This window comes from Pseudomonas sp. FP2338, from assembly GCF_030687515.1.
GTDB classification, from domain to species: domain Bacteria; phylum Pseudomonadota; class Gammaproteobacteria; order Pseudomonadales; family Pseudomonadaceae; genus Aquipseudomonas; species Aquipseudomonas salomonii.
The window spans coordinates 1,313,141-1,337,395 of record NZ_CP117436.1; the positions used below are offsets into that span (position 1 = coordinate 1,313,141).

Consider the following 24,255-nt stretch of genomic DNA (forward strand, 5'->3'; position numbering starts at 1 on the left):
GACAGCATAGTTGAGTTCCCTTGATATCGACGGCTAATTGGCGTCAAATCAGCTGCGTGGCTACGTGCATCAAGCGCAGATACGCGGCGGGATATCAGGCTTCAATTCAGCTCAATTACGTTTATTTTTAAGGCGCAGTAACCATGGACGAAAAACTTGCGACCCCACCCACGATTCTGCTGGTTGACGATGAAGAATCGATCCTCAACAGCCTGCGCCGGCTGTTGCGCAGCCACCCTTTCAATGTCGTGCTCGCCGGCAGCGGCGCCCAGGCCCTGGAGATCATGGCGGCCCAGCCCATCGACCTGGTGATGAGCGACGCCCGCATGCCCGGCATGGACGGCGCGCAGTTGCTGGCTGAAGTGCACCGGCTGTACCCGGCTACCAGCCGCATCCTGTTGACCGGCTATGCTGACCTCGCGACGATCATCAAGGCGATCAACGAAGGGCAGATTCACCGTTACATCAGTAAGCCCTGGAATGACGAAGAACTGCCGCTGGTGTTGCGCCAGGCCCTGGAGCATCAGCGCCTGGAGCGCCTGGCCCATGAGCAGAACGATCAGCTCAAGGTGTTGAACGCCAACCTGGAAAAACGCGTGGCAGCCCGAACCAGCGAGCTGCAACAGACCGCCGACATGCTCGACCTGGCCTACGACGAGCTCAAGCGCAGCTACGTGACCGGTACCGAAGTGTTTTCGCTGCTGGCCAACCTGCGCTTGCCCAAGGACAAACAGACCAACCGCGCCTTGATCGAACTGGTGCGGGTCTACTGCGCGGCCCAGTCCATCGACGAAGCCAGCACCCGCGACCTGACCATGGCCGCAGCGCTGTACAACATCGGTAAGTTGAGCTGGAGCGACAGCATGATGGTTGCGCCGTCGGACAAACTGCACAGCACCGACCGTGGCCTGTACCGCGAGTACCCGGCCCAGAGCGAATCACTGCTGATGACCCTGGAACCCATGAAGGATGCGGCGCGGATCATTCGCCACCACCAGGAGCGTTGGGATGGCACGGGGTTTCCCGATCACCTCAAGGGCGATGCGATCCCGCCCGGCTCGCGCCTGCTTAAACTGGCGGTGGACTTCATCGAACTGCAAAAAGGCTTGATTCTGGAACGGCATCTGAACAGCGACGAAGCGCTGCTGTATATCCGCAAGTACGCCGGGCGCCTTTACGATCCGGAACTGGTGGAAGACTTCGTGCAGGCCTGCGCGGCCTTCCTCAGCGATGTGACCCTGGGCGACCCCAACGTCAAGGTCTTCTCCACCCGAGAATTGGAAGCCGGCATGGTGCTGGCGCGCAACCTCAATGCCGACAACGGCATGTTATTGCTCAATGCCGGCAAGGTGCTGAACCTGCCGCTGGTGGACAAGCTGATTGCGTTCGAGGCCATGGAGGGCGCCAAGTACAGCGTGTTTATCAAGGCTCCCGACGAGGTACCGCCACTCTTGTAGTTATACGCCCCAGGCTACGTGCTTGCTGGCGTGGTAATCAAAGATGCCTCTGATGATGTAGACATCTTTGCCACCTTCTTTGCCGTTTTGTTCAATGGCCACGCGCCAAAGACCACGGCCCGAGCCGGGCTGTACTTGGGGTAAGTCGACATAGGTGTAGTTGCCTATTCGCTTGCGGCTGAGGCGACCGGCCTGGATATCCTGGGTGATTTCCTCAAGTTTTGCCGTGGCAGGGGCGGGCAGGAGTTTTTTCTGGGTTTGCGCCAGGTCATCCAGCTTCACGATGTTGATGTGCGGATCGCGAGTGGGCAGGACTTGAGGGACGACAGGCAGCGTCGGCCCTGGCCTTTCAACCCTCTGGGTTTGAACGCGGGGGACTTCAAACTCCAGAGGCGTTGAAAACTTGGGCAGGGCGTTTTCGAATGCTGCGACGTCTCTACTGTCCACCATGGCTACGCCAGCGCCTGCACCAGGCTGGCCTCGGGATAGGGCGATATAGGGAATGCCGGATTTTTTGAAATCTTCTGAAAAGGAGGCGACTTGAAGCCTGGCGAGTTTTGCTTTGACGGTATCCCTCAGGAATGCCTCCAGGGTTTCTTGCGTGTCAGGCAGCAATAAGAATCGACTCACCGCCTCTTGGCGTGTAATGCCGAGATTTGAGGCGAGTTCATGAATGCGTGCGAGGCGTTCGGGGTCGTTTGCAAACTCTACTAGCGCAGCGTCTCGCCAGGTAGAAAGTTCATGTTTTGCCGAAAACTTATTCAGCGCAGTCTGGTGTTTATTCGTGATGGCATAACCGACAAATTGTGCTTTTGTATCGGGGTCGACAATGGCAATCGATGTTCTGATTTGTTTGTCGAAGTTGTCGTTTTTGCCAATGAGCCTTTTGACTTTCTTAAACAGCTCCTCCTTTTCCAGCACAGACAGAGGTTGCGCAAAATGCTGTGTCGACAGGTGTATATGTTCAAGCGTGGCCAGTTCGAACCGCAGGTTCAGCATGGAATGACGTAATCTCTCTTGACGGGCTCGGCTCAAGCTTCTCGGGTTCGCTAGCCAGCGGCGAAATTCAGCTTCGTCCAGAGTGCCGAGCTGTTGTCGGGTACGAGTAATCAAGTCGAGTTTCTGGGAAGCGCCGGTTTGTTCTATGACGCGCATGAAATCGCGTATTTCCCCTTCTGTTGTGAAAAGCCGCAGGGCGGCGATCAGGTCCGCATCCACTTGCTGGTCAGGGGTGAGGGAGCGTAGCGTTCCCAAAGCGGAGCCTCCTCCCATGGCCTGTCTTTCGAAACGCGGCCTCCAGCTTTTTTCGTTTCCCGGCACCACTAGGAAATCCATGTGTTTGCCTGCCGGATCTTTCACATAGCGCGCACCGTCCTTTACATAGGACTGATACAAGTGATAGCCGCCGACTTCATCGCGCATCGCGACAAGTTGGTTATTGTGCTTGTCGAAAAAATGCGGAGCGCTGGCCGATGGACGCGACACCGTGTAATGGTTCTTCCGGGCAAATGCGTCTACGTCAAAGAGCGGGTCAATCCGATTGGGCAGTCGATACGGCACGACATCCAGCCACGCGGGCTCCAACGGCCGGATTGAGGCGCCTGACAGTGTGATTTTGGTCTTTTGGCCTGCGGTGACTTTTCTGACAACCCCGGGTATCGGGTGCCCCAGCTGTCTGGCCAGGCCTGATCTTCGAATGAGGCCCAGGCGCAGAAGCGACAGGGTAGTCTTGCCGGGTATCAGTCCGAGTAGAAAATCGAACACTTCAAACCCGAACATAAAGCGGTTCGCCGCCGATTCGAGAGCAATCTGCGCATTGCTGCGTGAGCGGTAATCGGCGTGCGCGAGTTGAAAACCCAGTTGCGCCGAATACAGGTAGGCGTGGAGATTGCCGGTAACCGGCGTCAAGGCATAACGGTGTACGCCATGCGTATCGTTGAAGATTCGCGTCACCTCTTTCTTATCCTTGGTGGCCATGTACTGGGTGAAATAAGCCTGCCATTCGGGTTTGGCTTTCAGCGTGTCCAGCTCCACCAGCCCGTTGATCAATTCTCTGAAGGCAAAGCCATCGGGTGCATCCGGGGTATACAGCACACTCACCCCATCAGGTTTAGTACCTTTTCGATGAATGACCAGGACGCGATGGATCACCTGCCCACCTTGACCCCTTGCCTGCGCGGCGCCCAGTACCAGCAGGTTGACCTCTATCTCGAAATTGTTGACCAGGGGGCGACTGGTTGAATCGGGGTGTTCGGTGATTGCTTTTATCCAGTCAAACCCACTGCCGGGCGTCTGGAAGGTGAACAGCTTGGCGGCGTCAGGGTTGAGTCGGCTTTCAAGGGCGTCGTTGTTCATCTGTGCCGCATGGGCGCGCTGCCAGGCTGCCGCGAAGGTGCTTCCCTCGCCGTTCGGTGCGAAGGCAGCCTTCAGGTACGCATCGTATGCTTGCCCGATGTTGGCTGTCTGAGCGAGCGTGCGCAAATCGTCATTGCTGAGTTTGCCGTGCTGTTTTCCGGCTGTGTCGATGATGTTGGCGGTGGCGCTGATGATTGTGTGGATGCCATGCACGGACCAGGGGTCGACATTGCGTTGGGTATAACTTGCCAGCGTGCGCAGGTCCACGACAGCTTGGGTTCGCCAGGTACCCGAGGTGAGTTTTTTATGCGCAATAAATTGCGGGACGTTTATCTTGTGGTCTTCGCTGATGTAGACGGTGGCGGTTTCCTCGTCACGATACCCCGTCACTTCGGCCGACCGGGCGGACGTTGAAATACGCAAGCGTACCAGGCTTCTATAAGGGGCAATTTCCACATTGGCATACGCCGGATGCAGTGTTTTCAGTACCTTGTCGGTTTCACGCTGGGAGAATGCTTCTAGCGTCAGGATCTTCTCAAGCAGAGGCTTGAGCACCTCGTGGCTGTCCACCAGCTCTTTTTCCAGTTGCCGATAGCGGGCCTGGTCCTGTGCATCGGTGTTTTTCAACCAGGTGGGTTCGGTCGCCAGCAGGCGTTGGTTGCGCGTCACAAAGGCATCAGCGACATCTAACTGCGGTGTCAGGTCGGCGGCCAGATCGAGCTCGCCAGTTGACGGCAATGTCTCCCTGCGCAGAGCTTCGCGGACAGAGAAATGTTGCCGAACCCGCAATGAGCGGACACTGTCTGCAATCACATCAGCGTCTATCCGTATCGGGTTCGCTGTCAGCACGGGCGAGCCGCTCAGCGCTGCGCGTGCTGCCATTGGCAGGCTTGCGATCAGGAGGTTGGCTGGCGTTCCACCCTCTCGTATGCGGGCGGCGACGGTCTCATTCAGACGCGCCAGGCTTTCGTATTCCTCGAACGCCTCGCTTGGGCTGTAAAGCATCACGCTACCGCGCAGCGGAGTCCCACCCGTGGGGCTCAGGATGAATACGCCGGCGAACTCACTGCCGTCTTCCAGCGCCAGTCGATAGACGGTGGGTCTGTTGTCGGCTGTAAATATCTGTTCGCGCATCACTGCACTTGGGTACTTGAGCACATTGTCCGCCAGCGTCCGTGCCTGTGCCGACAGCGTGCCGTCCATTGCATGCAATGCCAGTTGGTGGGCCAGCACCTTGCGCCGCAGGCTGACCAATTGCGCTTCGGGGTTGGGTTGATCACCCTGCGCACTCTCCCAGAACGTGTTCAGGCCCACCGTGATGGCGATTTCCAGCACGGCGGCCAGCGTTGCCGGGGAGACGATTGGGGAGAGGCGTTTGTCCGCGTCCAGTGTGTTGCATTCCCGGTAGAAGGCGCCGGCCTCCTGTGCCAGATAGGCTTCTGCGCCGGGCGCGCGCAATGCCTTGAGCAGCGACCCCAGGGGTTCACAGGACAGCAGCTGCTTGTGCCCTTCGGTGTTCTCCCTGTAACGACTGTAGAAAATCTGGTTCGGATCGATGGGCCGATGCACCTCTGGAAAGATCGCGGCCAATTGCTGTTGGTACAAGCTGCCCGGACTCGGCTGTTGTTGTATGAGTTCGTCGACCAAGGATTTGAGCTTGTTCAGTTCACTGATCAGGTGCGCTTGTTGTTGGTCCGATGTTAGCGATGCAGGCGGCGCCACGGGCAGCGTCACGGGTTGCAAGGCGATCGACGTGGCGCTGTCGGCCTGTAGCGATTGCGGGTCATCAACCCGAGGTTCTTGGGACGCAGGTAATGAAATGTGCATATGGGTAAACTCTTATACGGAGTTTATGAGTGTGGGCGCGTCGGTAGACGCTTGAGCGGTACTTGTATGCGGCTAAGGCACGCCGGTTGTCTGCGCCTGCCAGGCATGTGATCCTTGGCGCGTTTTGATCTCAGGCGTTTCTCCCATGTCCAAGACTATCTGCATTGCTGCCGCTGTATTGATCCGCAGCGATGGTCAAACCCTGCTGGTGCGCAAGCGCGGTACCCTGGCGTTCATGCAGCCAGGCGGCAAGATCGACGCTGGCGAGCAGCCCGTCGAAGCGCTGGCCCGTGAACTGCATGAAGAACTGAACCTGCGCATCGACCCAAAGCAAGCGGTGTACCTCGGCCGATTCTCGGCGCCTGCCGCCAACGAGCCGGGCTTCACCGTGCAGGCTGAGCTGTTCCAGGTGCATATCGATTCGCCGGTGAGCCCGGCCGCTGAAATCGAAGAAGTGCGCTGGATCGACCCGGCCGGCGAGGGTGGTTTGCACCTGGCGCCGTTGACTCGTGATTGGATCCTGCCGTTTTATCGCGCGTCGCTCGCTGCATGCTGATCCGCACACTGGTGGCCAATGACGCCGAAGCTTATCGGGCGTTGATGCTCGAGGCCTATGGCGCCTATCCCCAGGCGTTTACCTCCAGCGTGGCGGAGCGCGCGCGAATGCCGTTGAGCTGGTGGGAAAAGCGCATACAGAGCCCGTTGGATCAGGTGCTCGGCGCTTTCGAAGGGCAAACGCTGGCCGGCATTGTCGGCTTGGCCTTTGAACCTCGGGAAAAGGCCCGGCACAAAGTGACGCTGTTCGGCATGTACGTGACCGAAGCTTATCAGTGCAAAGGCCTGGGCCGTCAGTTGGTGGAGGCGGCGCTCGAGGGCGCGCGCCGCCAGCCCGGCGTCAAACTGATCCAACTGACCGTCACCGCGGGCAACGACGCCGCATTCGCGTTGTACCAGCGCTGCGGTTTTATTCAATACGGCCTGGAGCCGTTGGCGGTGCGGGTGGGGATCGAATATTTCGACAAGATCCACATGTGGCGTGAACTCAAAGGCGACTGAAACGCCCTCTGGGAACTCAATCCAATGTGGGAGCTGGCTGCCTGCGTTGCGCGCAACTCGGTCTGCCTGGCACACCGAGGTGATGCCATCGCAGGCAAGCCAGCTCACACATTAGCGTCCTCATTGTTTTCACTTTGGTGCGTGATTAACGCACGGCGCTGACACCATCCAGGGTCGAAAACGAGGTGTCCTTGGCTGTCAGCAAGAAGTCGCGCATATACGGCGCGTCCAGCATGTCCGCACGAATCCCCGCATACAACGTCGCAAACAAGCCCTTCTCGCCCAAACGCTTGGCCTTCACATACCCACGCGAGCTGTATTCATGCAGCGCCCAATGCGGCATGCCGCACACGCCGCGGCCGCTGGCGACCAACTGCATCATCATCACCGTCAGCTCCGAGGTGCGCACCTGGGCCGGTTCCACGTCAGCGGGTTCCAGAAAGCGCGTGAAGATGTCCAGGCGGTCGCGCTCCACCGGGTAAGTGATCAGGGTTTCGCTGAGCAGGTCCTGCGGCACGATGTACGCCTTGTTCGCCAATGGATGCTGGTTGGCCACGGCCAGCATAGCTTCGTAGGTGAACAACGGTACATAGGTGATGCCTGGCAGTTCCAGCGGGTCAGAGGTGACCACCAGGTCCAGGTCACCACGGGCCAGGGCCGGCAGTGGTGCGAAGGCAAAGCCTGAGGCCAGGTCCAGTTCGACTTCCGGCCAGGCGTCGCGGAACTGGTCGATGGTCGGCATCAGCCACTGGAAGCAGCTGTGGCACTCGATAGCCATGTGCAAACGCCCGGCGGTGCCACCGGCCAGCCGCGCGATGTCGCGCTCGGCGCCGCGCAGCAAGGGCAGGGTGGCATCGGCCAGTTGCAAAAGGCGCAAGCCGGCGCTGGTGAAGCGCAGCGGCTTGGTCTTGCGCACGAACAGCGGCATGCCCAGGCGTTCTTCGAGTTCCTTGAACTGATGGGACAGCGCCGATTGCGTCAGGTGCAGGCGCTCGGCGGCTTCGACCAGGCTGTCGGCTTCGCGCAACGCGTGCAGGGTCTTGAGGTGGCGGATTTCGAGCACGGGCGCTCCATGAAGATAATTTGTGATGAAGGCATATAGCGTGAGTTTGTCTCATGTTGCCAGTCCTGTCGACCATGACCGTTGGGCGTACTTCATCAAACTGTCACGCAACTGTGGCAGCGCGCTTGTACAAACTTCATCAGACTCGCGCTCTACTGGGGTTCTGCGTTTCGGTGTTTTTCATGCGCGTGTGGTTTTTACTGGCCGCTCTATTGTTCGGCCTGCCGTCCTTTGCGGCTTCTCGATGTGATGTCAATGTCCCGACCCAAACGGTCGACCTGGAAAAGGTCAGCATCGCCTATCAGAGTATCGGCCGAGCGTCCGACCCTGCGTTGCTGCTGGTCATGGGCCTGGGCGGGCAGTTGATCCACTGGCCGGATGAAGTGGTGGTGGCCTTGTGTGAACAGGGTTTTCGGGTGATCCGCTATGACAACCGTGACGTTGGCCTGTCCACCTGGCGCCAGGCACCCGCCAGCGCCAACCTGACGTTCGAAGTGCTGCGCTACAAGCTCGGTTTGCCGGTGGCGGCACCGTACACGCTGACCGACATGGCCGACGATGCGTTGGGCTTGATGGACGCGCTGCAGGTCCAGCAATTCCACGTGTTGGGCGCAAGCATGGGCGGCATGATCGCCCAGCATCTGGCAGCCATGGCGCCGCAGCGGGTCGAAAGCCTGACCCTGGTGATGACCAGCTCCGGCGCCGAAGGCCTGCCGGCGCCCAACGCCGCGTTGGTGCAGTTGCTGTCGCGGCGCAGTGCGCCGAACCGTGAAGTGGCGCTGGAACAGCAAGCCGATTTACTCGCCGCCCTGGGCAGCCCCAACGTGAAAGATGATCGCCAGGCGCTGCTGCACCAGGCCGCGCTGTCCTACGACCGCGCCTTCAACCCGGACGGCGTGAAGCGCCAGATCATGGCGATTTTGGCCGAACCGAGCCGCGTGCCCTTGCTTAACCAATTGCGCGTGCCGACCCTGGTGGTGCACGGCACCGCCGACCCGTTGTTGCCGGTGATGCACGGCGTACACCTGGCCGCGCATATCCAGGGCAGCCAACTGAAGCTCATACCGGGCATGGCCCACCGTTTTCAGGAAGCCTTCAAGGCGCCGCTGTTGACGGCGGTGCTGCCGTACCTCAAAGCCCATCGCGAAGATGCCGCGCATTGGGCGCAGATTGACCTGGGCGAGCCTTCGAAGGTGTTGTGAAGTTGGTGTATCGTGCAACCTTTACGGCGCATTAATACTGCCAGCGAGGTTGCCTGCCATGAGTACTCCCCTGAAAATCGATTTTGTCAGCGACGTGTCTTGCCCCTGGTGCATCATCGGCCTGCGCGGCCTGACCGAAGCCCTCGACCAACTGGGTAGCGAGGTGCAGGCCGAGATTCATTTCCAGCCGTTCGAGCTGAACCCGAAGATGCCCGCCGAAGGGCAGAACATCGTCGAGCACATCACTGAAAAATACGGTTCCACCGCCGAGCAATCCCAAGCCAATCGCGAGCGTATTCGTGACATGGGCGCTGCGTTGGGTTTCGCCTTCCGCACAGACGGGCAGAGTCGTATCTATAACACGTTCGATGCTCATCGCCTGCTGCATTGGGCGGGGCTTGAAGGGTTGCAGTACAACCTCAAGGAGGCGCTGTTCAAGGCCTACTTCAGCGATGGTCAGGACCCGTCCGACCACGCGACGCTGGCGATCATCGCCGAGAGTGTCGGGCTGGATATCCAGCGTGCGGCGCAGATTCTGGCGTCTGACGAATACGCTGCTGAAGTCCGTGAGCAGGAAGAATTGTGGATTTCACGCGGTGTGACTTCAGTACCCACCATCGTGTTCAACGACCAGTACGCGGTCAGCGGTGGGCAGCCGGCGGAGGCCTTCGTGGGCGCGATTCGCCAGATCATCAGCGAAGCAAAAGGCTAAGCGCAGGCTCACTTTTCTGTGGGAGCTGGCTTGCCTGCGATGGCATCAACCAGGTGTACCTGATACACCGAGGTGCCTGCATCGCAGGCAAGCCAGCTCCCACAGTTGCTACTCAGTCAAACTTGTAGCTGATCGCCGTCTGCACCTGCCCCTGATTCACATCACCCTTTTCCTTAACAATGGTGCTGTTGGCCGCCGAACCCACCAGGTGCGTCCAACTGGCGCTGGTCAGCAACGACCAATGCGTATCCAGCGGGAATTCAAAACTCTGGGTCAACGTCAGGTTCTGGAAGCCTGCGCTGGCGTTATAGGCGCGAATGCCGGACGCCGCTGACTCCTTATCGTCAACGCCAAAAAACGCCTGGGTCTGGCGCGCGTCGGCAAAATGCGCCATCAGGCCGGTGCTGCCGATAATGCCGCCGCCCAGCGGGTAACCCAGTTCGCCACCGACCTTGCCCAACACACCACTCTGGTCACGCGGGCCGCCGACAGCCTGGCCAACTTGGGCGTACACGCGCCAGAACTCGGCCGGTGCGTACTGAATGAAACCCCCGACTTCGGCCATGTCCGGCACATCCCGCAAGCCACGCAGCGAGCGATCGGCCGTACGGCCCGGCAGGTAATTGATGTACGGGCCGGCGGTGAAACCGTTGGTATTGAGTGCGCTCCAGGTCAGGCCGTCGTCGGTGCCCAGGCTCACATTGCCCCAGTCCAGATCGAAGTAGGGAATCGGCCGGGTTTCGTAGCGGCTGCCTGTCGGGTCATGGGGCTGGTAGCTGACGCCTGCGCCGACTTCGCCGGTAATGCCTTCGGCCCATGCCGTGCAGGAAAAGCCCCACAGCCCCAGCAAACCGGCGAATACAGCAGAAGTAACCTTGAACATGGAGCGTTTCCTTATCTGAACGTGCGCGCATTCACGCGCGAAGCGCCTCACTGACGCAAGCACTCATCTTGTTTGTAGCAAGCTACAAAAATTGTAGCTCCTGCGACACAAATCCCCCTGCATAGCGACCCAAACCCCAGCCCCGCTGGGCTTTGGCCTGTTGGCACAGTCTCTGCAATACCCCTGGCACAAGCGCACAGAGCGCTACTCCTCAAGGTAAACGCAATGATCCAGTGGCATATCGTGTGCGACTTCGACGGGACCATCACCCCCACCGACGTCATCGACAACGTCCTCCAGCGCTTCGCAGGCTCTGAGTGGGAAACCATCGAACAGGAATGGCTGGATGGGCATATCGGTTCCCGCGAATGCCTGAGCCGTCAACTGGCGCTGATCAAAGCCACCCCGGCTGAACTGCTGGCGTACTTCGACAGCGTTGAGATCGACCCGGACTTCCCGGACTTCGTCGATCACGTCATGGGCCTGGGCGCGACCATCGAAGTGGTCAGCGACGGCATCGAGCAAGGCATCGCGCGCATCCTGTCGCGCAACTACGTGACCTTGCTGCCGATCCTTGCCAACCGCCTGCGCCAGGTTGACCAGAACAGCTGGCGCATCGACTTCCCGTACTCCAGCGATGCCTGCCGCGCCGCCTCCGGCAACTGCAAGTGCAAATCCACGCCGCGCAACAAGCGCGTGCTGGTGATCGGCGACGGCAAGTCCGACATGTGCGTGGCTTCAACCGCCGACTTCGTCTTTGCCAAAGGCAGCCTCGCCAAGTACTGCGAAGCCAACAACATTGCCCATGCGCGCTTCGACACCTTTGCCGAATTGCCCGCATTGCTGACCGCTTTGCCACAAGGCATCGCCGCTAACTCCGGCGCCTTTGCCGCCGACCTCTCTGTTGAAAATCAGGAACTCTTCCACCATGTCTGATATTCGTATTGCTACCGCCGAAGACCAGATTCTTCTGGATAAAGAAGCCAAATACTGCTCCTACGGCGACACCGTTCACTACATCGAGCCGCCGCGTATTTTCAGCCGTTGCGAAGGCTCCTACGTGTGGGACACCGAAGACCAGGCCTACCTCGACCTGCAAATGTGGTACTCGGCCGTTAACTTCGGCTACGCCAACCCGCGCCTGAACAACGCGCTGAAACAGCAGATCGATACCCTGCCGCAAATCGCCAGCCAGTACTTGCACAAAGGCAAGATCGAGCTGTCGGAAATGATCGCAGTCGACGCCAAGAAAAAATTCGGCCTCGACGGTCGCGTGCACTTCAACGTCGGCGGTTCGCAGTCGATCGAAGACTCGTTGAAAGTGGTGCGTAACGCCTCCAACGGCAAGAGCCTGATGTTCGCCTTCGAAGGCGGCTACCACGGCCGTACCCTCGGCGCTTCGTCGATCACCTCGAGCTTCCGCTACCGTCGCCGCTACGGCCACTTTGGCGAGCGCGCCAACTTCATCCCGTTCCCGTACCACTTCCGCGGCCCTAAAGGCATGACCAAAGAAGAGTACGGCAGCCACTGCGTGCAGCAATTCGCGCGTCTGTTCGAGACCGAATACAACGGCGTCTGGGACCCTAAAACCAACCAGTGCGAATACGCAGCGTTCTACGTCGAGCCGATCCAGGGCACCGGCGGCTACGTGATCCCGCCGATGAACTTCTACCGCGAATTGAAGCAAGTATTGGATCAGCACGGCATCCTGATGGTGTCCGATGAAATCCAGATGGGCTTCTACCGCACCGGCAAACTGTGGTCGATCGAACACTTCGACGTGCAGCCGGACGTGATCGTCTTCGGTAAGGCGCTGACCAACGGCCTCAACCCGCTGGGCGGCATCTGGGCCCGTGAAGAGTTGATCAACCCGACGGTGTTCCCGCCAGGTTCGACCCACTCCACCTTCGCCTCCAACCCACTGGGTACGGCGGTAGGCCTGGAAATGTTCAAGATGACCAGCGAAGTCGACTACGGCGCGATGGTCATGGCCAAGGGCAAATACTTCCTGGAAGGCCTGCAAGACCTGCAGAAACGTTTCCCGATCATCGGCGACGTCGACGGCCTGGGCCTGGCCCTGCGCTGCGAAATCTGCGGCCCGGATGGCTTCACGCCGGATAAGGCGACCCTGGACTACATGGTCGAAGAAGGCATGAAGGGCGACATGATCGTGGATGGCCAGAAACTCGGCCTGATCCTCGACGTGGGCGGCTACTACAAAAACGTGATCACCCTGGCACCGTCCCTGGAAATCAGCTACCCGGAAATCGACCTGGGCCTGAAACTCCTTGAGCAACTGCTGGTGCGAGCGACTAAGCGGTGAATGCTCCTGAGTTAAAAAGCATCGGGATCGACCTCGGTGAAGGTGATGCCGGCTTCGTTCTCGGTGAAGGTCCGGTCGGGATCCTGTTGATCCACGGCCTGACCGGCACCCCGACGGAATTGCGCCAGGTCGCCAAAGGCCTGGCCAAAGCCGGTAACTGCACGGTGTACGTGCCCACGCTGGCTGGGCACTGCGGCGATAACAGCGACCTGCAGGCCACCGGCTGGCTGGACTGGTACGAAGGCGTGCGCAAGACCTTTGCGCAGGTCAAGCAGCGCCACGAGCAGGTGTTTGTCGGTGGCTTGTCCATGGGCGCGGTGATGTCCATGTATGTGGCCGCCGAGCACCCAGGGCAAGTGGCCGGGCTGTTGATGTATTCGACCACCTTGAAGTACGACGGCTGGAGCATTAACAAGCTGGCGTTTTTGACGCCGTTGCTGATGAAGATCCCGTTCGGCGTGCACATCTGCCGCTTCGAAGAGAAGCCGCCTTACGGCATCAAGAACGAGCGCCTGCGGGCGATCGTCGAGCGTCAGATGAAGGAAGGCGAAAGCAGCGAGGCCGGTTTGCTGACCATGGAAGGCATCACGGTGCGCGAGTTGCACCGCATGAACGCCGTGGTCAAAAGGCGCATGCCCGAGGTCAAGGTACCGGCGCTGGTGTTGCACTCCATCGAGGACGACATCACCAGCCGCTGGAACGCCGATTACGTGGAACGCCACCTCGGTGGCCCGGTGACCAAGATTCTGCTGGATAACTGCTACCACATGATCACCGTCGACCTGCAATACCGCCGGGTGATCGAGTTGAGCGCAGAATTTGTCGAGCAGCACGCCGCCCCGGTTGTGCAGGCGCCCGTGGATTATCGACAGCGGGCATCAGCCTAAGGACTAGACGTGATTACCGCCCAAGCCTTCTCGACTATCCGGGCCATCCCGCGTTGCGCCTGGAATGACTGCTTTCCCGCAGCCCTGGAGGATTGGGATTTTTACGTTGCCGTGGAAAACGCCGCGATCGATGATTTCAAGTGGCGTTACCTGGCCGTCTACGACGATGAAACGCTGGTGGCCGTTGCCGCCGCGTTCATCACTTATTATCGCCTCGACACCACGGTGTCGGGCGCCGGCAAGCGCTTTACCGAGCGCCTGGAGCGACTGTGGCCGGGTGTTTTGCGCTTGCAGTTGTACGCCATCGGCTCGCCGGTGGCCGAGCGTTGCGACGCGGGTATCGCCAGTCACGTGCACCAGGAGCAGCGCCCGCTGCTGATCAAGCACTTGCTGGAGGCGGCCCGCCAGGACGCCAATACCTTCGGTATTGGCCTGGTGGCGGTCAAAGACGTGCCGACCCATGACCTCGACTGGGCAGACAATTGCCGCCAGGCGGGCTTTCAGAGCATGCCAAGTTTACCCAGTGGCTGGCTGACGGTGCCTTACGGCTCGGTGGACGCCTACCTGGGCTCGCTGTGCAAGGCGACCCGCAAAGACCTGCGCCGCAAATTGCGCGCGCCGGGCCCACGGGTCGAGTGGCGGTACACCATTGATGACGTGTTACCCGAGGTGATGCGCCTGTACGAAGACACGCTCAGCCGCGCCGATTTGCAGTTCGAACGCCTGCCGGCAAGTTACTTCACCGGCATCCTGGAACGGCTGCAAGGGCGTGCGGTCTGTGCTCTTTACTGGGTGAATGAGCGGCTGGTAGCGTTCAACCTGGTGCTGTTGGACGAGCACCGCCTGGTCGATAAGTTTTTCGGGCATGACCGTGATTTTACCCGTGAATACAGTTTGTACTTTCGCTATTGGTTGACCAATGTCGACTACTGTATTGCACACAAGATCCCGCTGTACGAGTGCGGTCAGGAGGGTTATGCCAGTAAGCTGCGCCTGGGCTGTGAGTTCCAGGGCAACAGCATGTTCTTCCGTCACCGTAACCGGCTGGTCAACAGCGTGCTCAAGCTCGTGAAAATGTATATAAGACCGGATCGATCCGACCCTGCCATGGCTGCTGCGATAAGCGAAACCTGATGATCACCAAGACCCGCCAAAAAGCCCGCCCCTTTGCCATTTCGCGTTGGAGCGTCCAGCGCAAGCTGGTGCTGGCGTTCTGGCTGGTCAGCGTTATCCCGACCATGATCGCGGCCGAACTGGCGGCGACCACCTTGTCGCAGATTTTCGACAGCAACGTGCGCATCTGGCTGCAAGAGTCGACCAAGATCGTCAAGGACGAAATCGGCGACATCCTGCATGACAACGCGCGCATGGCCAAACTGTTCCTGCGCTACACCGCGCCACCGTCGAGCAAACAAGCGGCCAAGCATGACCGCCTGACCGCGGACATCGCCGACGCCACCGATATCGATGTGGTCGCGCTGATCCGTGTGAGTGACCACAAAGTGGTGTTCAGCACCGCCGCCGACGATGTGGTCAAGCAGATCAACCTGACCAGCAACGCCGTGTTGCAGACCGTGCAAGTGGCCGGCGTGACCACAGGCCTGGTGGTCTCCACATTCGAAACCACCCAGGAGGGCGTCGATTACCTGCTGCTGGTGGCCACGTACCTGGACAGCAGTTTCCTCACCAGCGTGGCCGATGTGCATTCCCTTGACCTGCGCCTGTACCTGGCCAACCCCGAAGGGTTTTCCGAGATCTTCTCGACCCAGCGTTTTGAAAACCACCCTTCGCGCATCCCGAAGAATGTCGAAACCGCCATGCGCGCCACCAAGCAGCCGAGCGAGCAGTTCACCAATAACTACAGCGGGTTGTACTGGCCGATCTTCAATGACGCCGGCGAACTGCAAGGCGTGATCTTCAGCGGCCTGTTGCGCCATACCAGCCTGGTGGGGCTGGTGAATCAGAGCAATCTGTTCGTGCTGATTTTCCTGCTGAGTTCGGCGTTGTCCCTGGGCGCGGGTGTGCTGGTGTCACGCCGCCTGACCAAACCGCTGCGCGATTTATCCCAGGGCGTTGACGCGGTGATCTCGGGCAATTACGAACACCGTGTGTTGGTCACTGGCGGCGATGAGCTGGCGCAACTGAGCAGCACCTTCAACCACATGACCGAGCGCCTGGGCGAGTTGCATCACCTTGAAGCCCAACTGCGTCGCCGCGACCGGCTGCATGCTTTGGGCGAAGTCGCCATGGGCCTGGCCCACGAGATTCGCAACCCGCTGGGCATCATCAAGACCGCCACCCAATTGCTGCACCGCCGAGTTGACCTGCCGGACACCGACAAGCGCCACCTGGAATACGTGATCAGCGAAGTCAGCCGCATCAACGACCTGATCACCGAGTTTCTGGATTTCGCCAAACCCAATCCGCCCCTGCGTGTGTTGCAGGCGGCGCGCCCGGTGGTGGAAGAAATCCTCGGCTTTTGCAGCCCGGAACTGTCCACCCATAACATCGATGCGCACATCGATGACCAGTCGCCCGGCGCGACAATCTATGCCGATGCCAAGCAACTCAAGCAGGCGTGCCTGAACCTGATCCTCAACGCCATCGACGCGATGCCCGGAGGCGGGCGCCTGACCCTGGGCATTCGCAGCGTGGACGGCAATACGGTGATCAGCATCGCCGACACCGGCCAAGGCATTCCGGCCGATATGATCGAGCGCATCTTCACACCATTCGTCACCACCAAGGCCTCGGGCACGGGCCTGGGGCTGGCTAAAGTCTATTCGATCATGGAAAGTCACGACGGCAGCATCGAATGTGCCAGTGAGAAAGATGCCGGCGCCACCTTCAGCCTGTACATTCCGGCCCATGGCGAAGACGACGGTGACGATGAGGAAGTTCATGACGCATAACGTATTGGTAGTCGACGACGAGCCCAAGCTCTGCGACTTGCTGTCATCGGCCTTGAGCCAGAATGGCATCCAGGTCTTTACCGCCGGCAACGGCCTGCACGCACTCAAGGTGCTGGAGCAGGAAGACATCGACCTGGTGATCAGCGACTGGCGCATGCCGGGCATGGACGGGCCGGCGCTGCTGGCCGAGATAAAAGTGCGCTTCCCGGAGTTGCCGGTGATCGTGATGACCGCCTACAGCACGGTAAAAAACGCCGTGCAGTCGATGCGCAACGGCGCCTATGACTACATTGCCAAGCCGTTCGATATCGACGAGCTGGACATCACCGTGGCCAAGGCCCTGCAGTTTCGCGACATCATGCGCGACAACGCACGCCTGCGCGCCGAGCTGGATCACCATGCGCAGTTCGACAGCCTGGTAGGCGACAGCCCGGCGTTTCGCCAAGTGCTGCACGCGATCGATTCGGTACGCGACAGCAACGCGACCATCCTGCTGACCGGCGAGAGCGGCACCGGCAAGGAAATGGTCGCGCGAGCGATTCATAAACATGGCAGCCGCGCCGACAAGCCGTTCGTGGCGGTCAACTGCGCGGCCATTCCCGAAGGCTTGCTGGAAAGCGAGATGTTCGGCCATCGCAAAGGCGCCTTTACCGGCGCCGTGGCCGACCGGGTAGGGCGCTTTATGCAGGCCGACCAGGGCACTTTGTTTCTGGATGAAGTGGGCGATATGCCGTTGGCGTTGCAGGCCAAGATCCTGCGGGCCTTGCAGGAGCGCGTGATCGAGCCGGTGGGCGACCCCCGCGAGCGCAAGGTGGATGTGCGCGTGATCGCCGCCACCAACAAGAACCTGCTGGATGCGGTGGCCAATAAAGAGTTTCGCGAAGACCTGTATTACCGCCTCAATGTATTCCCGATCCCGTTGCCGGCCCTGCGCGAGCGCGCCGAAGACATCGTGCCCCTGGCCCGCCACTTCGCCCAGACCCTGAGCGCCACTGCCGGCAAACGCATCACCGGCTTCAGCCCCGAGGCGTTGCAGGCGATGGCGGCCTACCACTGGCCGGGCAATATCCGTGAGCTGCAGAACTGCGTGGAGCGGGCGACCATCGTGGCAGCTTCGCCGGTGATCGAAGACATTGACTTGCCGGCTTACCTGTTTGCGTCCAAGCCTGCCGAGGACGGCGTTACGGCGCTGCTGGGCGACACACCGGGCGTGCCGGCCGACCTGGATGCGGCGCTGGCTGAGGTTGAGAAAACCTACATCATGGCGGCGCTGAACGAGAGCAACGGCGTGCAGGCAGCCGCGGCGGCGAAGATCGGGATTTCCGAGCGCAGCTTCTGGTATCGGCTGAAGAAGCTGGGGATTCAGGTCGAGAAGATCATTCGCTGATCTATCAGGCTCACCATGAACCCCAATGTGGGAGCTGGCTTGCCTGCGATAGCGGTGTATCAGCCAACTTAGCTGGCACAGACATACCGCTATCGCAGGCAAGCCAGCTCCCACAGGTTTAACCGCGATGTGTCAGGCGTGGACGCGTACCCACACGCTCACCAACACCGTCGCCGCCATCAGCCACGCCACCGCCGCCACGGCGAGTGACGCCTCCAGGCGCATGCGGTCGACCATCACATACAGCGTCGCCAAATACACAAAATACGGAATGATCGACCACATCCCAAACAGGATTGTGGTCTTCAGGTCGTCCACCGAACGGCCCTTGCCGACGATGTAGTGCGCGATCAACGCAAAGGTCGGAAACAGCGGCACCAGCCCTGCGATGTAGTAGTTTTTGGTCTTGGCCAGCGCCGCCAGGATCAGCACCACCGCCGCGCCCAGGGCGGCTTTCAGTAGTAAGTCCATCAGTGGCTCAACCCGTATTTCTTGACCTTGTCGAACAGCGTGGTCTTGGCCATTCCCAGTTCCAGGCTCGCCTGGGTGAGGTTGCCGCCGCTGCGTTGCAGGGCATCGTTGAGCAGGTTGCGCTCAAAGGCTTCCACCGCCTCGGTAAAGGCCAGGCCGTGATTGCTGCTGCTGGCGCCGCTTTTCTTGAAGGCCGGCAAGCCCAGCGCAAAGCGCTCGGCGACGTTGCGCAGTTCACGCACGTTGCCTGGCCAGTCGTGGCTCATCAGGGTCGAGACGGTCTGGTTGTCCAGCTCCGGCACACTGCGGTCAAAACGCAAGGAGGACTGCTGCAGGAAGTGTTCGAACAACTGCAGAATGTCTTCGCGGCGCTCGCGCAGCGGTGGTAATTCCAGGGTCACCACGTTGAGGCGGTAGTACAGGTCGCTGCGGAATTGGCTGGCGCGGCTCAGCTCGTCGAGGTCGGATTTGGTCGCGGCAATCACCCTGCAATCCACCGCCACGCTCTGGTTGGAGCCCAGGCGTTCCAAGGTGCGTTCCTGCAACACGCGCAGCAGCTTGATCTGCAAGTTGATCGGCATGCTTTCCACTTCGTCGAGGAACAGCGTGCCCTCATGGGCGTGTTCGATCTTGCCGATACGCCGCTTGCCCGCGCCGGTAAAGGCGTTGGCTTCGTGACCGAATATTTCGCTTTCGAACAGGTTCTCCGGCAGGCCGCCGCAGTTCAGGGCAACGAACTGGTGGTCGTGGCGCCGGCTGAAATCGTGCAAGCAACGCGCGACCAGTTCCTTGCCGGTGCCGGTTTCGCCTTCGATCAGCACGTTGGCCGAGGTGTCAGCGACGTTGGCGATCAGCTCGCGCAGGTTCTGCATGGCGGGCGAGCGGCCGATGATGCGGCCTTCCAGCGAGTCGCGCTCGGCCAGTTGGCGGCGCAGCGACCAGACTTCCCGCGCCAGCCCACGTTGCTCAAGGGCGCGGCGCGCCACATCGACCAGGCGTTCGGGGGAAAAGGGTTTTTCCATGAAGTCGTAGGCGCCGTTACGCATGGCGCCGACCGCCATCGAGATATCGCCATGGCCGGTGATCAGCACCACCGGCAGGCTTTTATCCAGGGCCTTGAGGCGGGTCAGCAACTCCAGGCCGTCGATGCCTGGCAGGCGAATATCGCTGATGACGATGCCGGCAAAGTTCTCGCCGATGCGCTTGAGGGCTTCTTCGGCGCTGCCCACACCCACGCTGTGAATGTCTTCCAGCGCCAGGGCTTGCTGGCAGCCGAGCAGCACATGGGGGTCGTCTTCGACGATCAGAACGGTGAGGTCTTTAGGATCGGTACTCATCATGTCGACTCAGCTTTTTGGGTGCCCACCAACGGCAGGCACAAGACAAAGGCAGTACCACCACTGGCCGGGTGTTCCACGGCGAGGTTGCCGCCGGTGGCCGCCGCCAGGCTGGCGGAGAGGGTCAGGCCCAGGCCCAGGCCTTGTTCGCCGGGTTTGGTGGTGAAGAACGGTTCGAATAAATGTTTGCGCGCTTCGGGGTCGATGCCGTGGCCATTGTCGCGCACGTGCAGACGGTATTTACCGTCGGCGCCCTGGCCGTCCAACCATAGCTCGGGTGTCGGCTGAGCTTGCATCGCATCGAGCGCGTTGCCGATCAAGTTGACCAGGATCTGCTCCAGGCGGGTCTGGTCGATCTGCAGCCGGGCGGGGGCGAAGTCGCGGTGCACGGTCAACGGCAAACCGTCCAGGCGCGCGCCCAGCACCTGGAAGGCGGCGTCCACGGCTTTGCCCAGGTTGGCTTCGCCCTGGTTATCACCGCGCCGGGCAAACGAGCGCAGGCTGGCGGTGATGCGGCCCATGCGGTCGATCAGCTCGTTGATGGTCTTGAGGTTGGCGCTGGCGGTGTCGAGGGCGCCACGTTCGAGGAAGCGCACCGTGTTGCCCGACAGCGTGCGCAATGCCGCCAGCGGCTGGTTCAATTCATGGGCAATGCTGGTCGACATCTGGCCGATGGCCGCCAGCTTGCCGGCCTGCACCAGTTCATCCTGGGCGCGGCGCAGGGTTTCTTCGGCCTGGCGGCGTTCGCGGATCTGGCCCTTGAGCCGTTCGTTGCTGGCGCGCAGGTCGGCGGTGCGTTCGGCAATCCGTCGTTCCAGCTGGCTGTTGGCTTCCTGCAAGGCTTCGCGCGCAGCGAGGCGGGTGGCGATGACTTTGCGCCGCTCGTTCCAGGCGATCAGCAAGAACGCGACCAGGCCAAAGGCGACCGCCACCAGAATGCCCTGATTGATCGCGGCGCGGCGCAAGTCGTTAAGCGGGGTCAGCAGGGTGAAGTTCCACGGCGTGTCGCTGAGCGGGCGGGTCTGGGCCAGGTAGCTGACTTCACGCTCGTCGTTGACCACTTCGCTGTTGGCCGGGAAGGTGAGTTTCTCGGTGCCTTCGTTGAGGCGCTCGCGGGCCAACGGCTCCAGCTCGTTCAACGTTGCCCAGTAATATTGCAGGCTATGGGCCAGGCGTTCCTTGGTGTCATCGCTCAGCGGGCGCACGGCCTTGAGGCGCCGGGCCGGGTCGCTGGAAAGGATGATGATGCCGTTTTCGTCGCTCACAAAGGCTTCGAGGCGCGCGCGCTGCCAGCGTTCTTCGAGGGCTTCAAGACGCACTTTGACCACGGCCACACCGATGATCTTGCCGTGCTCTTCGAGGCCGTGGGCCAAGTAGTAACCGGGTTCGCCGTTGGTGCTGCCAATGCCATAGAAACGGCCGGGCTGGCCGCGCACGGCATTTTGGAAATAGGCACGGAAGGACAGGTCTTCACCCTGGTAACTGTCGGCATCGCGCCAGTTACTGGTGGCCAGCACGCGGCCGGTGGTGTCCATCACGTAGATGGCCCGACTGCGACTGCGTCGGTTCAGGCCTTCGAGGTAACCGTTGACCGTTTGCCGGGTTTCCTGGCTCGGGTCGGCCAGCAGCCTGGAGACGCTGGATTCGAGCTCCAACAGGCTGGGCAGGTAAGTGTATTTGCTCAGCTCGCTTTCGACGGTGCGGGCATGCAGTTCCAGCTGGCGCTCGCCGTTGTCGCTGAGGGTGCGGATGCCATAGTACTCACTGACCCAGAAGCCGATGTAACCCAGGCCGATCATCAGGGCGATGATCAACGGCGGCAGGAACAGTTGGCGAATCAGACGAGGTTTCACGGCAAGTGATGGCGGTGCGGCGCGAAATTGGTTGGGGTCGCATTTCATCACAGATGCCTTGGGTCAGCTACCAATGTGAATACAAGGATCTTTGCCTGGGAATGCTGAATGTGGCGAGGGAGCTTGCTCCCGCTGGAGAGCGAAGCGCTCCCAGCTTTTGGGGCCGCTGCGCAGCCCAGCGGGAGCAAGCTCCCTCGCCACAGTAAAGCCTCTGAGCACTGCCTGTATTCAGCGTAATCAGTGCTGCAGGATTTTCTCAAGGAAGTGCTGCGCGCGTTCGGAGCGGGCGCTGATGTCGCCGAAGAACTCCTCTTTCGGGCAGTCTTCGATGATCTTGCCGGCGTCCATAAAGATCACACGGTCGGCCACTTTGCGCGCGAAGCCCATTTCGTGGGTCACGCACATCATGGTCATGCCTTCGTGGGCCAGTTGCACCATCACGTCGAGCACTTCGTTGACCATTTCCGGGTCGAGGGCCGAGGTCGGTTCGTCGAACAGCATGACGATCGGGTCCATGGCCAGGGCGCGGGCGATGGCCACACGCTGTTGCTGACCACCGGAGAGCTGGCCCGGGTGCTTGTGGGCGTGTGCCGACAGGCCAACGCGTTCAAGCAGTTGCAGCCCCTTCTTGGTGGCTTCTTCTTTACTGCGGCCCAGCACCTTGATCTGCGCGATGGTCAGGTTTTCGGTGATGGTCAGGTGCGGGAACAACTCGAAGTGCTGGAACACCATGCCCACGCGCGAGCGCAGTTTGGGCAGGTTGGTCTTCGGGTCGGCGATGGAGGTGCCGTCGACCACGATGTCGCCCTTCTGGAACGGTTCCAGCGCGTTGACGCACTTGATCAGGGTGGATTTGCCCGAACCCGATGGGCCGCACACCACGATCACTTCGCCTTTTTTGACATCAGTGCTGCAATCGGTCAGCACCTGGAAGTCGCCATACCACTTGTTGATGTTCTTGATAGAGATCATACGGCAAACCTTTTTTGCAGACGCTTGACCAGCAGCGAGGCGGAAAAGCTGATGATGAAGTAGACGACACCGGCGAAGATCAGGAACTCATTGGAGCGGCCGATGATGTCGCCGTTGGAGCGGGCGGAGTTGAGGAAGTCCACCAGGCCCACGGTGTAGACCAGCGAGGTGTCCTGGAACAGGATGATCGACTGTTGCAGCAGCAACGGAGTCATCTTGCGGAACGCCTGGGGCAGGATGATCAGCCGCATGGTCTGGCCATACGTCATGCCCATCGCCTGGGCTGCGCCCATCTGGCCCTTGGGAATCGACTGCACGCCGGCCCGCACGATTTCACAGAAGTACGCGGCTTCGAACATCATGAAGGCCACGACGCAGGAGGTGAACGCACCGATCGGGGTGTCTTCGCCGGTGATCCAGCGCAACACGAACGGCACCGCCAGGTAGAACCAGGTGATCACCAGCAGCAGCGGGATCGAGCGGAAGTAGTTCACGTAGGCGCCGGCCAGGCGTGACAGCAGTTTGCTGGACGACAGGCGCATCAGCGCCAGGACCGTACCCAGCGCGATGCCGCCAACCACGCCCATGACCATCAACTGCAAGGTCATGACCATGCCGTTCCACAGGCCCGGGATGGCGGGGATGATACCGCTGAAATCGAAGTCCATTATTTACCCCCCACGGAGATCAGGCCGGGCACCGCGACTTTCTTCTCGATCACGCGCATCAGCAACATCAGGCTCATGTTCAAGGTGAAGTAGATCAACGTGGCCAGGGTGAAGGCTTCAAACAGGTTGGCCGAAAACTCGGCGGTCTGTTTGGTTTGCGCCAGCAGTTCCATCAAACCGATCAAGGACGCCACGGAGGAGTTCTTGAACACGTTGAGGAATTCGGAGGTAAGCGGTGGAATGATGATGCGGTAGGCCTGGGGCAGCAGCACGTTCCAGTAGATCTGCGGCAGCTTGAAGCCCATGGCACGCGCCGCAGCTTCCTGGCCACGTGGCAGCGCCTGGATGCCGGTACGCACTTGTTCGCACACACGGGCGGCGGTGAACAGGCCCAGGCACACGACAACGCTCAGATAGGCCGAGGTGGTCGGGTTGAGGTCTTGTTTGTACCAGTCCTGCAGGTTCTGCGGCAGCATATCGGGCACCAGAAAGTACCAGATAAACAGCTGCACCAGCAGCGGCACGTTACGAAACAGTTCCACGTAGCAGGTCGCGATGCCCGCTACGAGGCGGTTTGGCACGGTGCGCATGACGCCCAGAATGGAGCCAAGCAACAAGGCGATGATCCATGCCACGACAGCGATGGCGATGGTCCAGCCCAAACCGGCGATGTACCAGTCGAGATAAGTCTCGCTGCCAACGCCGGTGGACTTGAAGAACACGCCCCAGTCCCAGTTGTAATTCATTAGGGTCTCCCCTCGAGATCGATCGATGTACACGCACCTGCTTGGGGAAGATCCTTTCCCGCCTGACGGTGAACGCCAGGCACACGCGATCGGCTCGAAAACCGCCAGGTCGAGTGTTCCATATTAAAGCCAGCAGGTAGTAAC

At 60.3% G+C, this 24,255-nt stretch carries 20 protein-coding genes; 11 read left to right on the forward strand and 9 right to left on the reverse strand.

Annotated features, from left to right (window positions below; all coding sequences use genetic code 11):
- Window positions 1-143 precede the first annotated feature (143 nt).
- On the forward strand, window positions 144-1,457 hold the full coding sequence (locus PSH96_RS05730; protein WP_305458090.1) for an HD domain-containing phosphohydrolase: 1,314 nt from the start codon (window positions 144-146) through the stop codon (window positions 1,455-1,457).
- On the opposite strand, the gene PSH96_RS05735 is transcribed toward PSH96_RS05730, so the two are convergent.
- The gene (locus PSH96_RS05735) at window positions 1,458-5,639 is read right to left on the reverse strand and encodes a dermonecrotic toxin domain-containing protein (RefSeq protein ID WP_305458092.1); all 4,182 of its coding nucleotides are present in this window, start codon (window positions 5,637-5,639) and stop codon (window positions 1,458-1,460) included.
- A gap of 145 nt (window positions 5,640-5,784) precedes the next feature.
- Here PSH96_RS05735 and PSH96_RS05740 point away from each other — a divergent pair, with 145 nt between their 5' ends.
- Window positions 5,785-6,195, forward strand: a complete 411-nt coding sequence (locus tag PSH96_RS05740) for an NUDIX domain-containing protein (RefSeq protein ID WP_305458094.1) — start codon at window positions 5,785-5,787, stop codon at window positions 6,193-6,195.
- Window positions 6,189-6,695, forward strand: a complete 507-nt coding sequence (locus tag PSH96_RS05745; protein WP_305458096.1) for a GNAT family N-acetyltransferase — start codon at window positions 6,189-6,191, stop codon at window positions 6,693-6,695. The genes PSH96_RS05740 and PSH96_RS05745 overlap by 7 nt, the downstream gene beginning before the upstream one ends.
- Window positions 6,696-6,840: 145 nt before the next feature.
- Here the strand turns inward: PSH96_RS05745 and metR are convergent, their stop codons facing one another.
- Complete coding sequence (gene metR / locus PSH96_RS05750) at window positions 6,841-7,758, reverse strand: transcriptional regulator MetR (RefSeq protein ID WP_305458098.1); 918 nt, start codon at window positions 7,756-7,758, stop codon at window positions 6,841-6,843.
- A gap of 182 nt (window positions 7,759-7,940) precedes the next feature.
- Here metR and PSH96_RS05755 point away from each other — a divergent pair, with 182 nt between their 5' ends.
- Both PSH96_RS05755 and PSH96_RS05760 read left to right on the forward strand, forming a co-directional pair.
- A complete protein-coding gene (locus tag PSH96_RS05755) occupies window positions 7,941-8,960 on the forward strand; it encodes an alpha/beta fold hydrolase (protein WP_305458100.1) in 1,020 nt (339 codons plus the stop codon).
- Window positions 8,961-9,018: 58 nt separating this feature from the next.
- Window positions 9,019-9,672: a DsbA family oxidoreductase gene (locus PSH96_RS05760; protein ID WP_305458102.1), complete on the forward strand. Its 654-nt coding sequence runs from the start codon at window positions 9,019-9,021 to the stop codon at window positions 9,670-9,672.
- Between the two features lie 112 nt (window positions 9,673-9,784).
- Here PSH96_RS05760 and PSH96_RS05765 read toward each other — a convergent pair whose 3' ends face one another.
- Window positions 9,785-10,555 carry a MipA/OmpV family protein gene (locus PSH96_RS05765; RefSeq protein ID WP_305458103.1) on the reverse strand — a complete coding sequence of 257 codons (771 nt, stop codon included), beginning with the start codon at window positions 10,553-10,555 and terminating at the stop codon, window positions 9,785-9,787.
- A gap of 225 nt (window positions 10,556-10,780) precedes the next feature.
- Between PSH96_RS05765 and PSH96_RS05770 the strand changes: the two genes are divergently transcribed.
- Genes PSH96_RS05770 through PSH96_RS05795 form a run of 6 tightly spaced genes read left to right on the forward strand, consistent with a single transcriptional unit; the run spans window position 10,781 to window position 18,064 of the window.
- The gene (locus tag PSH96_RS05770) at window positions 10,781-11,491 is read left to right on the forward strand and encodes an MtnX-like HAD-IB family phosphatase (RefSeq protein ID WP_305458104.1); all 711 of its coding nucleotides are present in this window, start codon (window positions 10,781-10,783) and stop codon (window positions 11,489-11,491) included.
- Entirely contained in the window at window positions 11,484-12,878 is a 1,395-nt protein-coding gene (locus PSH96_RS05775; RefSeq protein ID WP_305458105.1) for an aspartate aminotransferase family protein, read from the forward strand. The genes PSH96_RS05770 and PSH96_RS05775 overlap by 8 nt, the downstream gene beginning before the upstream one ends.
- On the forward strand, window positions 12,875-13,765 hold the full coding sequence (locus PSH96_RS05780) for a carboxylesterase (RefSeq protein WP_305458107.1): 891 nt from the start codon (window positions 12,875-12,877) through the stop codon (window positions 13,763-13,765). Before PSH96_RS05775 ends, PSH96_RS05780 begins: the two co-directional genes overlap by 4 nt.
- Window positions 13,766-13,774: 9 nt before the next feature.
- A complete protein-coding gene (locus PSH96_RS05785; protein ID WP_305458108.1) occupies window positions 13,775-14,899 on the forward strand; it encodes a GNAT family N-acetyltransferase in 1,125 nt (374 codons plus the stop codon).
- Window positions 14,899-16,677 (forward strand): HAMP domain-containing sensor histidine kinase, encoded by a 1,779-nt coding sequence (locus tag PSH96_RS05790; protein WP_305458110.1) that lies wholly within the window; start codon window positions 14,899-14,901, stop codon window positions 16,675-16,677. Before PSH96_RS05785 ends, PSH96_RS05790 begins: the two co-directional genes overlap by 1 nt.
- A complete protein-coding gene (locus tag PSH96_RS05795; RefSeq protein ID WP_069786191.1) occupies window positions 16,667-18,064 on the forward strand; it encodes a sigma-54 dependent transcriptional regulator in 1,398 nt (465 codons plus the stop codon). Before PSH96_RS05790 ends, PSH96_RS05795 begins: the two co-directional genes overlap by 11 nt.
- Before the next feature lie 132 nt (window positions 18,065-18,196).
- On the opposite strand, the gene PSH96_RS05800 is transcribed toward PSH96_RS05795, so the two are convergent.
- The 6 genes from PSH96_RS05800 to PSH96_RS05825 form a co-directional block, all read right to left on the reverse strand.
- Window positions 18,197-18,535 (reverse strand): GlpM family protein, encoded by a 339-nt coding sequence (locus PSH96_RS05800; protein WP_056858829.1) that lies wholly within the window; start codon window positions 18,533-18,535, stop codon window positions 18,197-18,199.
- Window positions 18,535-19,815, reverse strand: a complete 1,281-nt coding sequence (locus PSH96_RS05805) for a sigma-54 dependent transcriptional regulator (RefSeq protein ID WP_235593108.1) — start codon at window positions 19,813-19,815, stop codon at window positions 18,535-18,537. The genes PSH96_RS05800 and PSH96_RS05805 overlap by 1 nt, the downstream gene beginning before the upstream one ends.
- A 56-nt stretch (window positions 19,816-19,871) precedes the next feature.
- On the reverse strand, window positions 19,872-21,773 hold the full coding sequence (locus PSH96_RS05810) for a sensor histidine kinase (RefSeq protein WP_305458114.1): 1,902 nt from the start codon (window positions 21,771-21,773) through the stop codon (window positions 19,872-19,874).
- A gap of 189 nt (window positions 21,774-21,962) precedes the next feature.
- Window positions 21,963-22,697, reverse strand: a complete 735-nt coding sequence (locus PSH96_RS05815) for an amino acid ABC transporter ATP-binding protein (protein ID WP_049709764.1) — start codon at window positions 22,695-22,697, stop codon at window positions 21,963-21,965.
- Window positions 22,694-23,365, reverse strand: coding sequence for an amino acid ABC transporter permease (locus PSH96_RS05820; RefSeq protein ID WP_017137030.1), 672 nt, complete (start codon window positions 23,363-23,365; stop codon window positions 22,694-22,696). Before PSH96_RS05820 ends, PSH96_RS05815 begins: the two co-directional genes overlap by 4 nt.
- Complete coding sequence (locus PSH96_RS05825) at window positions 23,365-24,111, reverse strand: amino acid ABC transporter permease (RefSeq protein WP_017137031.1); 747 nt, start codon at window positions 24,109-24,111, stop codon at window positions 23,365-23,367. Before PSH96_RS05825 ends, PSH96_RS05820 begins: the two co-directional genes overlap by 1 nt.
- Between the last annotated feature and the right edge of the window lie 144 nt (window positions 24,112-24,255).

Excerpts from the sequence above, each read along its gene's own strand:
- PSH96_RS05815 (WP_049709764.1), bottom strand. The coding sequence starts at position 22,697 with ATGATCTCTATCAAGAACATCAACAAGTGGTATGGCGACTTCCAGGTG.
- PSH96_RS05810 (WP_305458114.1), bottom strand. The coding sequence starts at position 21,773 with ATGAAATGCGACCCCAACCAATTTCGCGCCGCACCGCCATCACTTGCC.
- PSH96_RS05765 (WP_305458103.1), bottom strand. The coding sequence starts at position 10,555 with ATGTTCAAGGTTACTTCTGCTGTATTCGCCGGTTTGCTGGGGCTGTGG.
- PSH96_RS05730 (WP_305458090.1), top strand. The coding sequence starts at position 144 with ATGGACGAAAAACTTGCGACCCCACCCACGATTCTGCTGGTTGACGAT.
- PSH96_RS05770 (WP_305458104.1), top strand. The coding sequence starts at position 10,781 with ATGATCCAGTGGCATATCGTGTGCGACTTCGACGGGACCATCACCCCC.
- PSH96_RS05755 (WP_305458100.1), top strand. The coding sequence starts at position 7,941 with ATGCGCGTGTGGTTTTTACTGGCCGCTCTATTGTTCGGCCTGCCGTCC.
- PSH96_RS05825 (WP_017137031.1), bottom strand. The coding sequence starts at position 24,111 with ATGAATTACAACTGGGACTGGGGCGTGTTCTTCAAGTCCACCGGCGTT.
- PSH96_RS05795 (WP_069786191.1), top strand. The coding sequence starts at position 16,667 with ATGACGCATAACGTATTGGTAGTCGACGACGAGCCCAAGCTCTGCGAC.
- PSH96_RS05745 (WP_305458096.1), top strand. The coding sequence starts at position 6,189 with ATGCTGATCCGCACACTGGTGGCCAATGACGCCGAAGCTTATCGGGCG.
- PSH96_RS05735 (WP_305458092.1), bottom strand. The coding sequence starts at position 5,639 with ATGCACATTTCATTACCTGCGTCCCAAGAACCTCGGGTTGATGACCCG.
- PSH96_RS05740 (WP_305458094.1), top strand. The coding sequence starts at position 5,785 with ATGTCCAAGACTATCTGCATTGCTGCCGCTGTATTGATCCGCAGCGAT.
- PSH96_RS05820 (WP_017137030.1), bottom strand. The coding sequence starts at position 23,365 with ATGGACTTCGATTTCAGCGGTATCATCCCCGCCATCCCGGGCCTGTGG.
- PSH96_RS05800 (WP_056858829.1), bottom strand. The coding sequence starts at position 18,535 with ATGGACTTACTACTGAAAGCCGCCCTGGGCGCGGCGGTGGTGCTGATC.
- PSH96_RS05790 (WP_305458110.1), top strand. The coding sequence starts at position 14,899 with ATGATCACCAAGACCCGCCAAAAAGCCCGCCCCTTTGCCATTTCGCGT.
- PSH96_RS05760 (WP_305458102.1), top strand. The coding sequence starts at position 9,019 with ATGAGTACTCCCCTGAAAATCGATTTTGTCAGCGACGTGTCTTGCCCC.
- PSH96_RS05775 (WP_305458105.1), top strand. The coding sequence starts at position 11,484 with ATGTCTGATATTCGTATTGCTACCGCCGAAGACCAGATTCTTCTGGAT.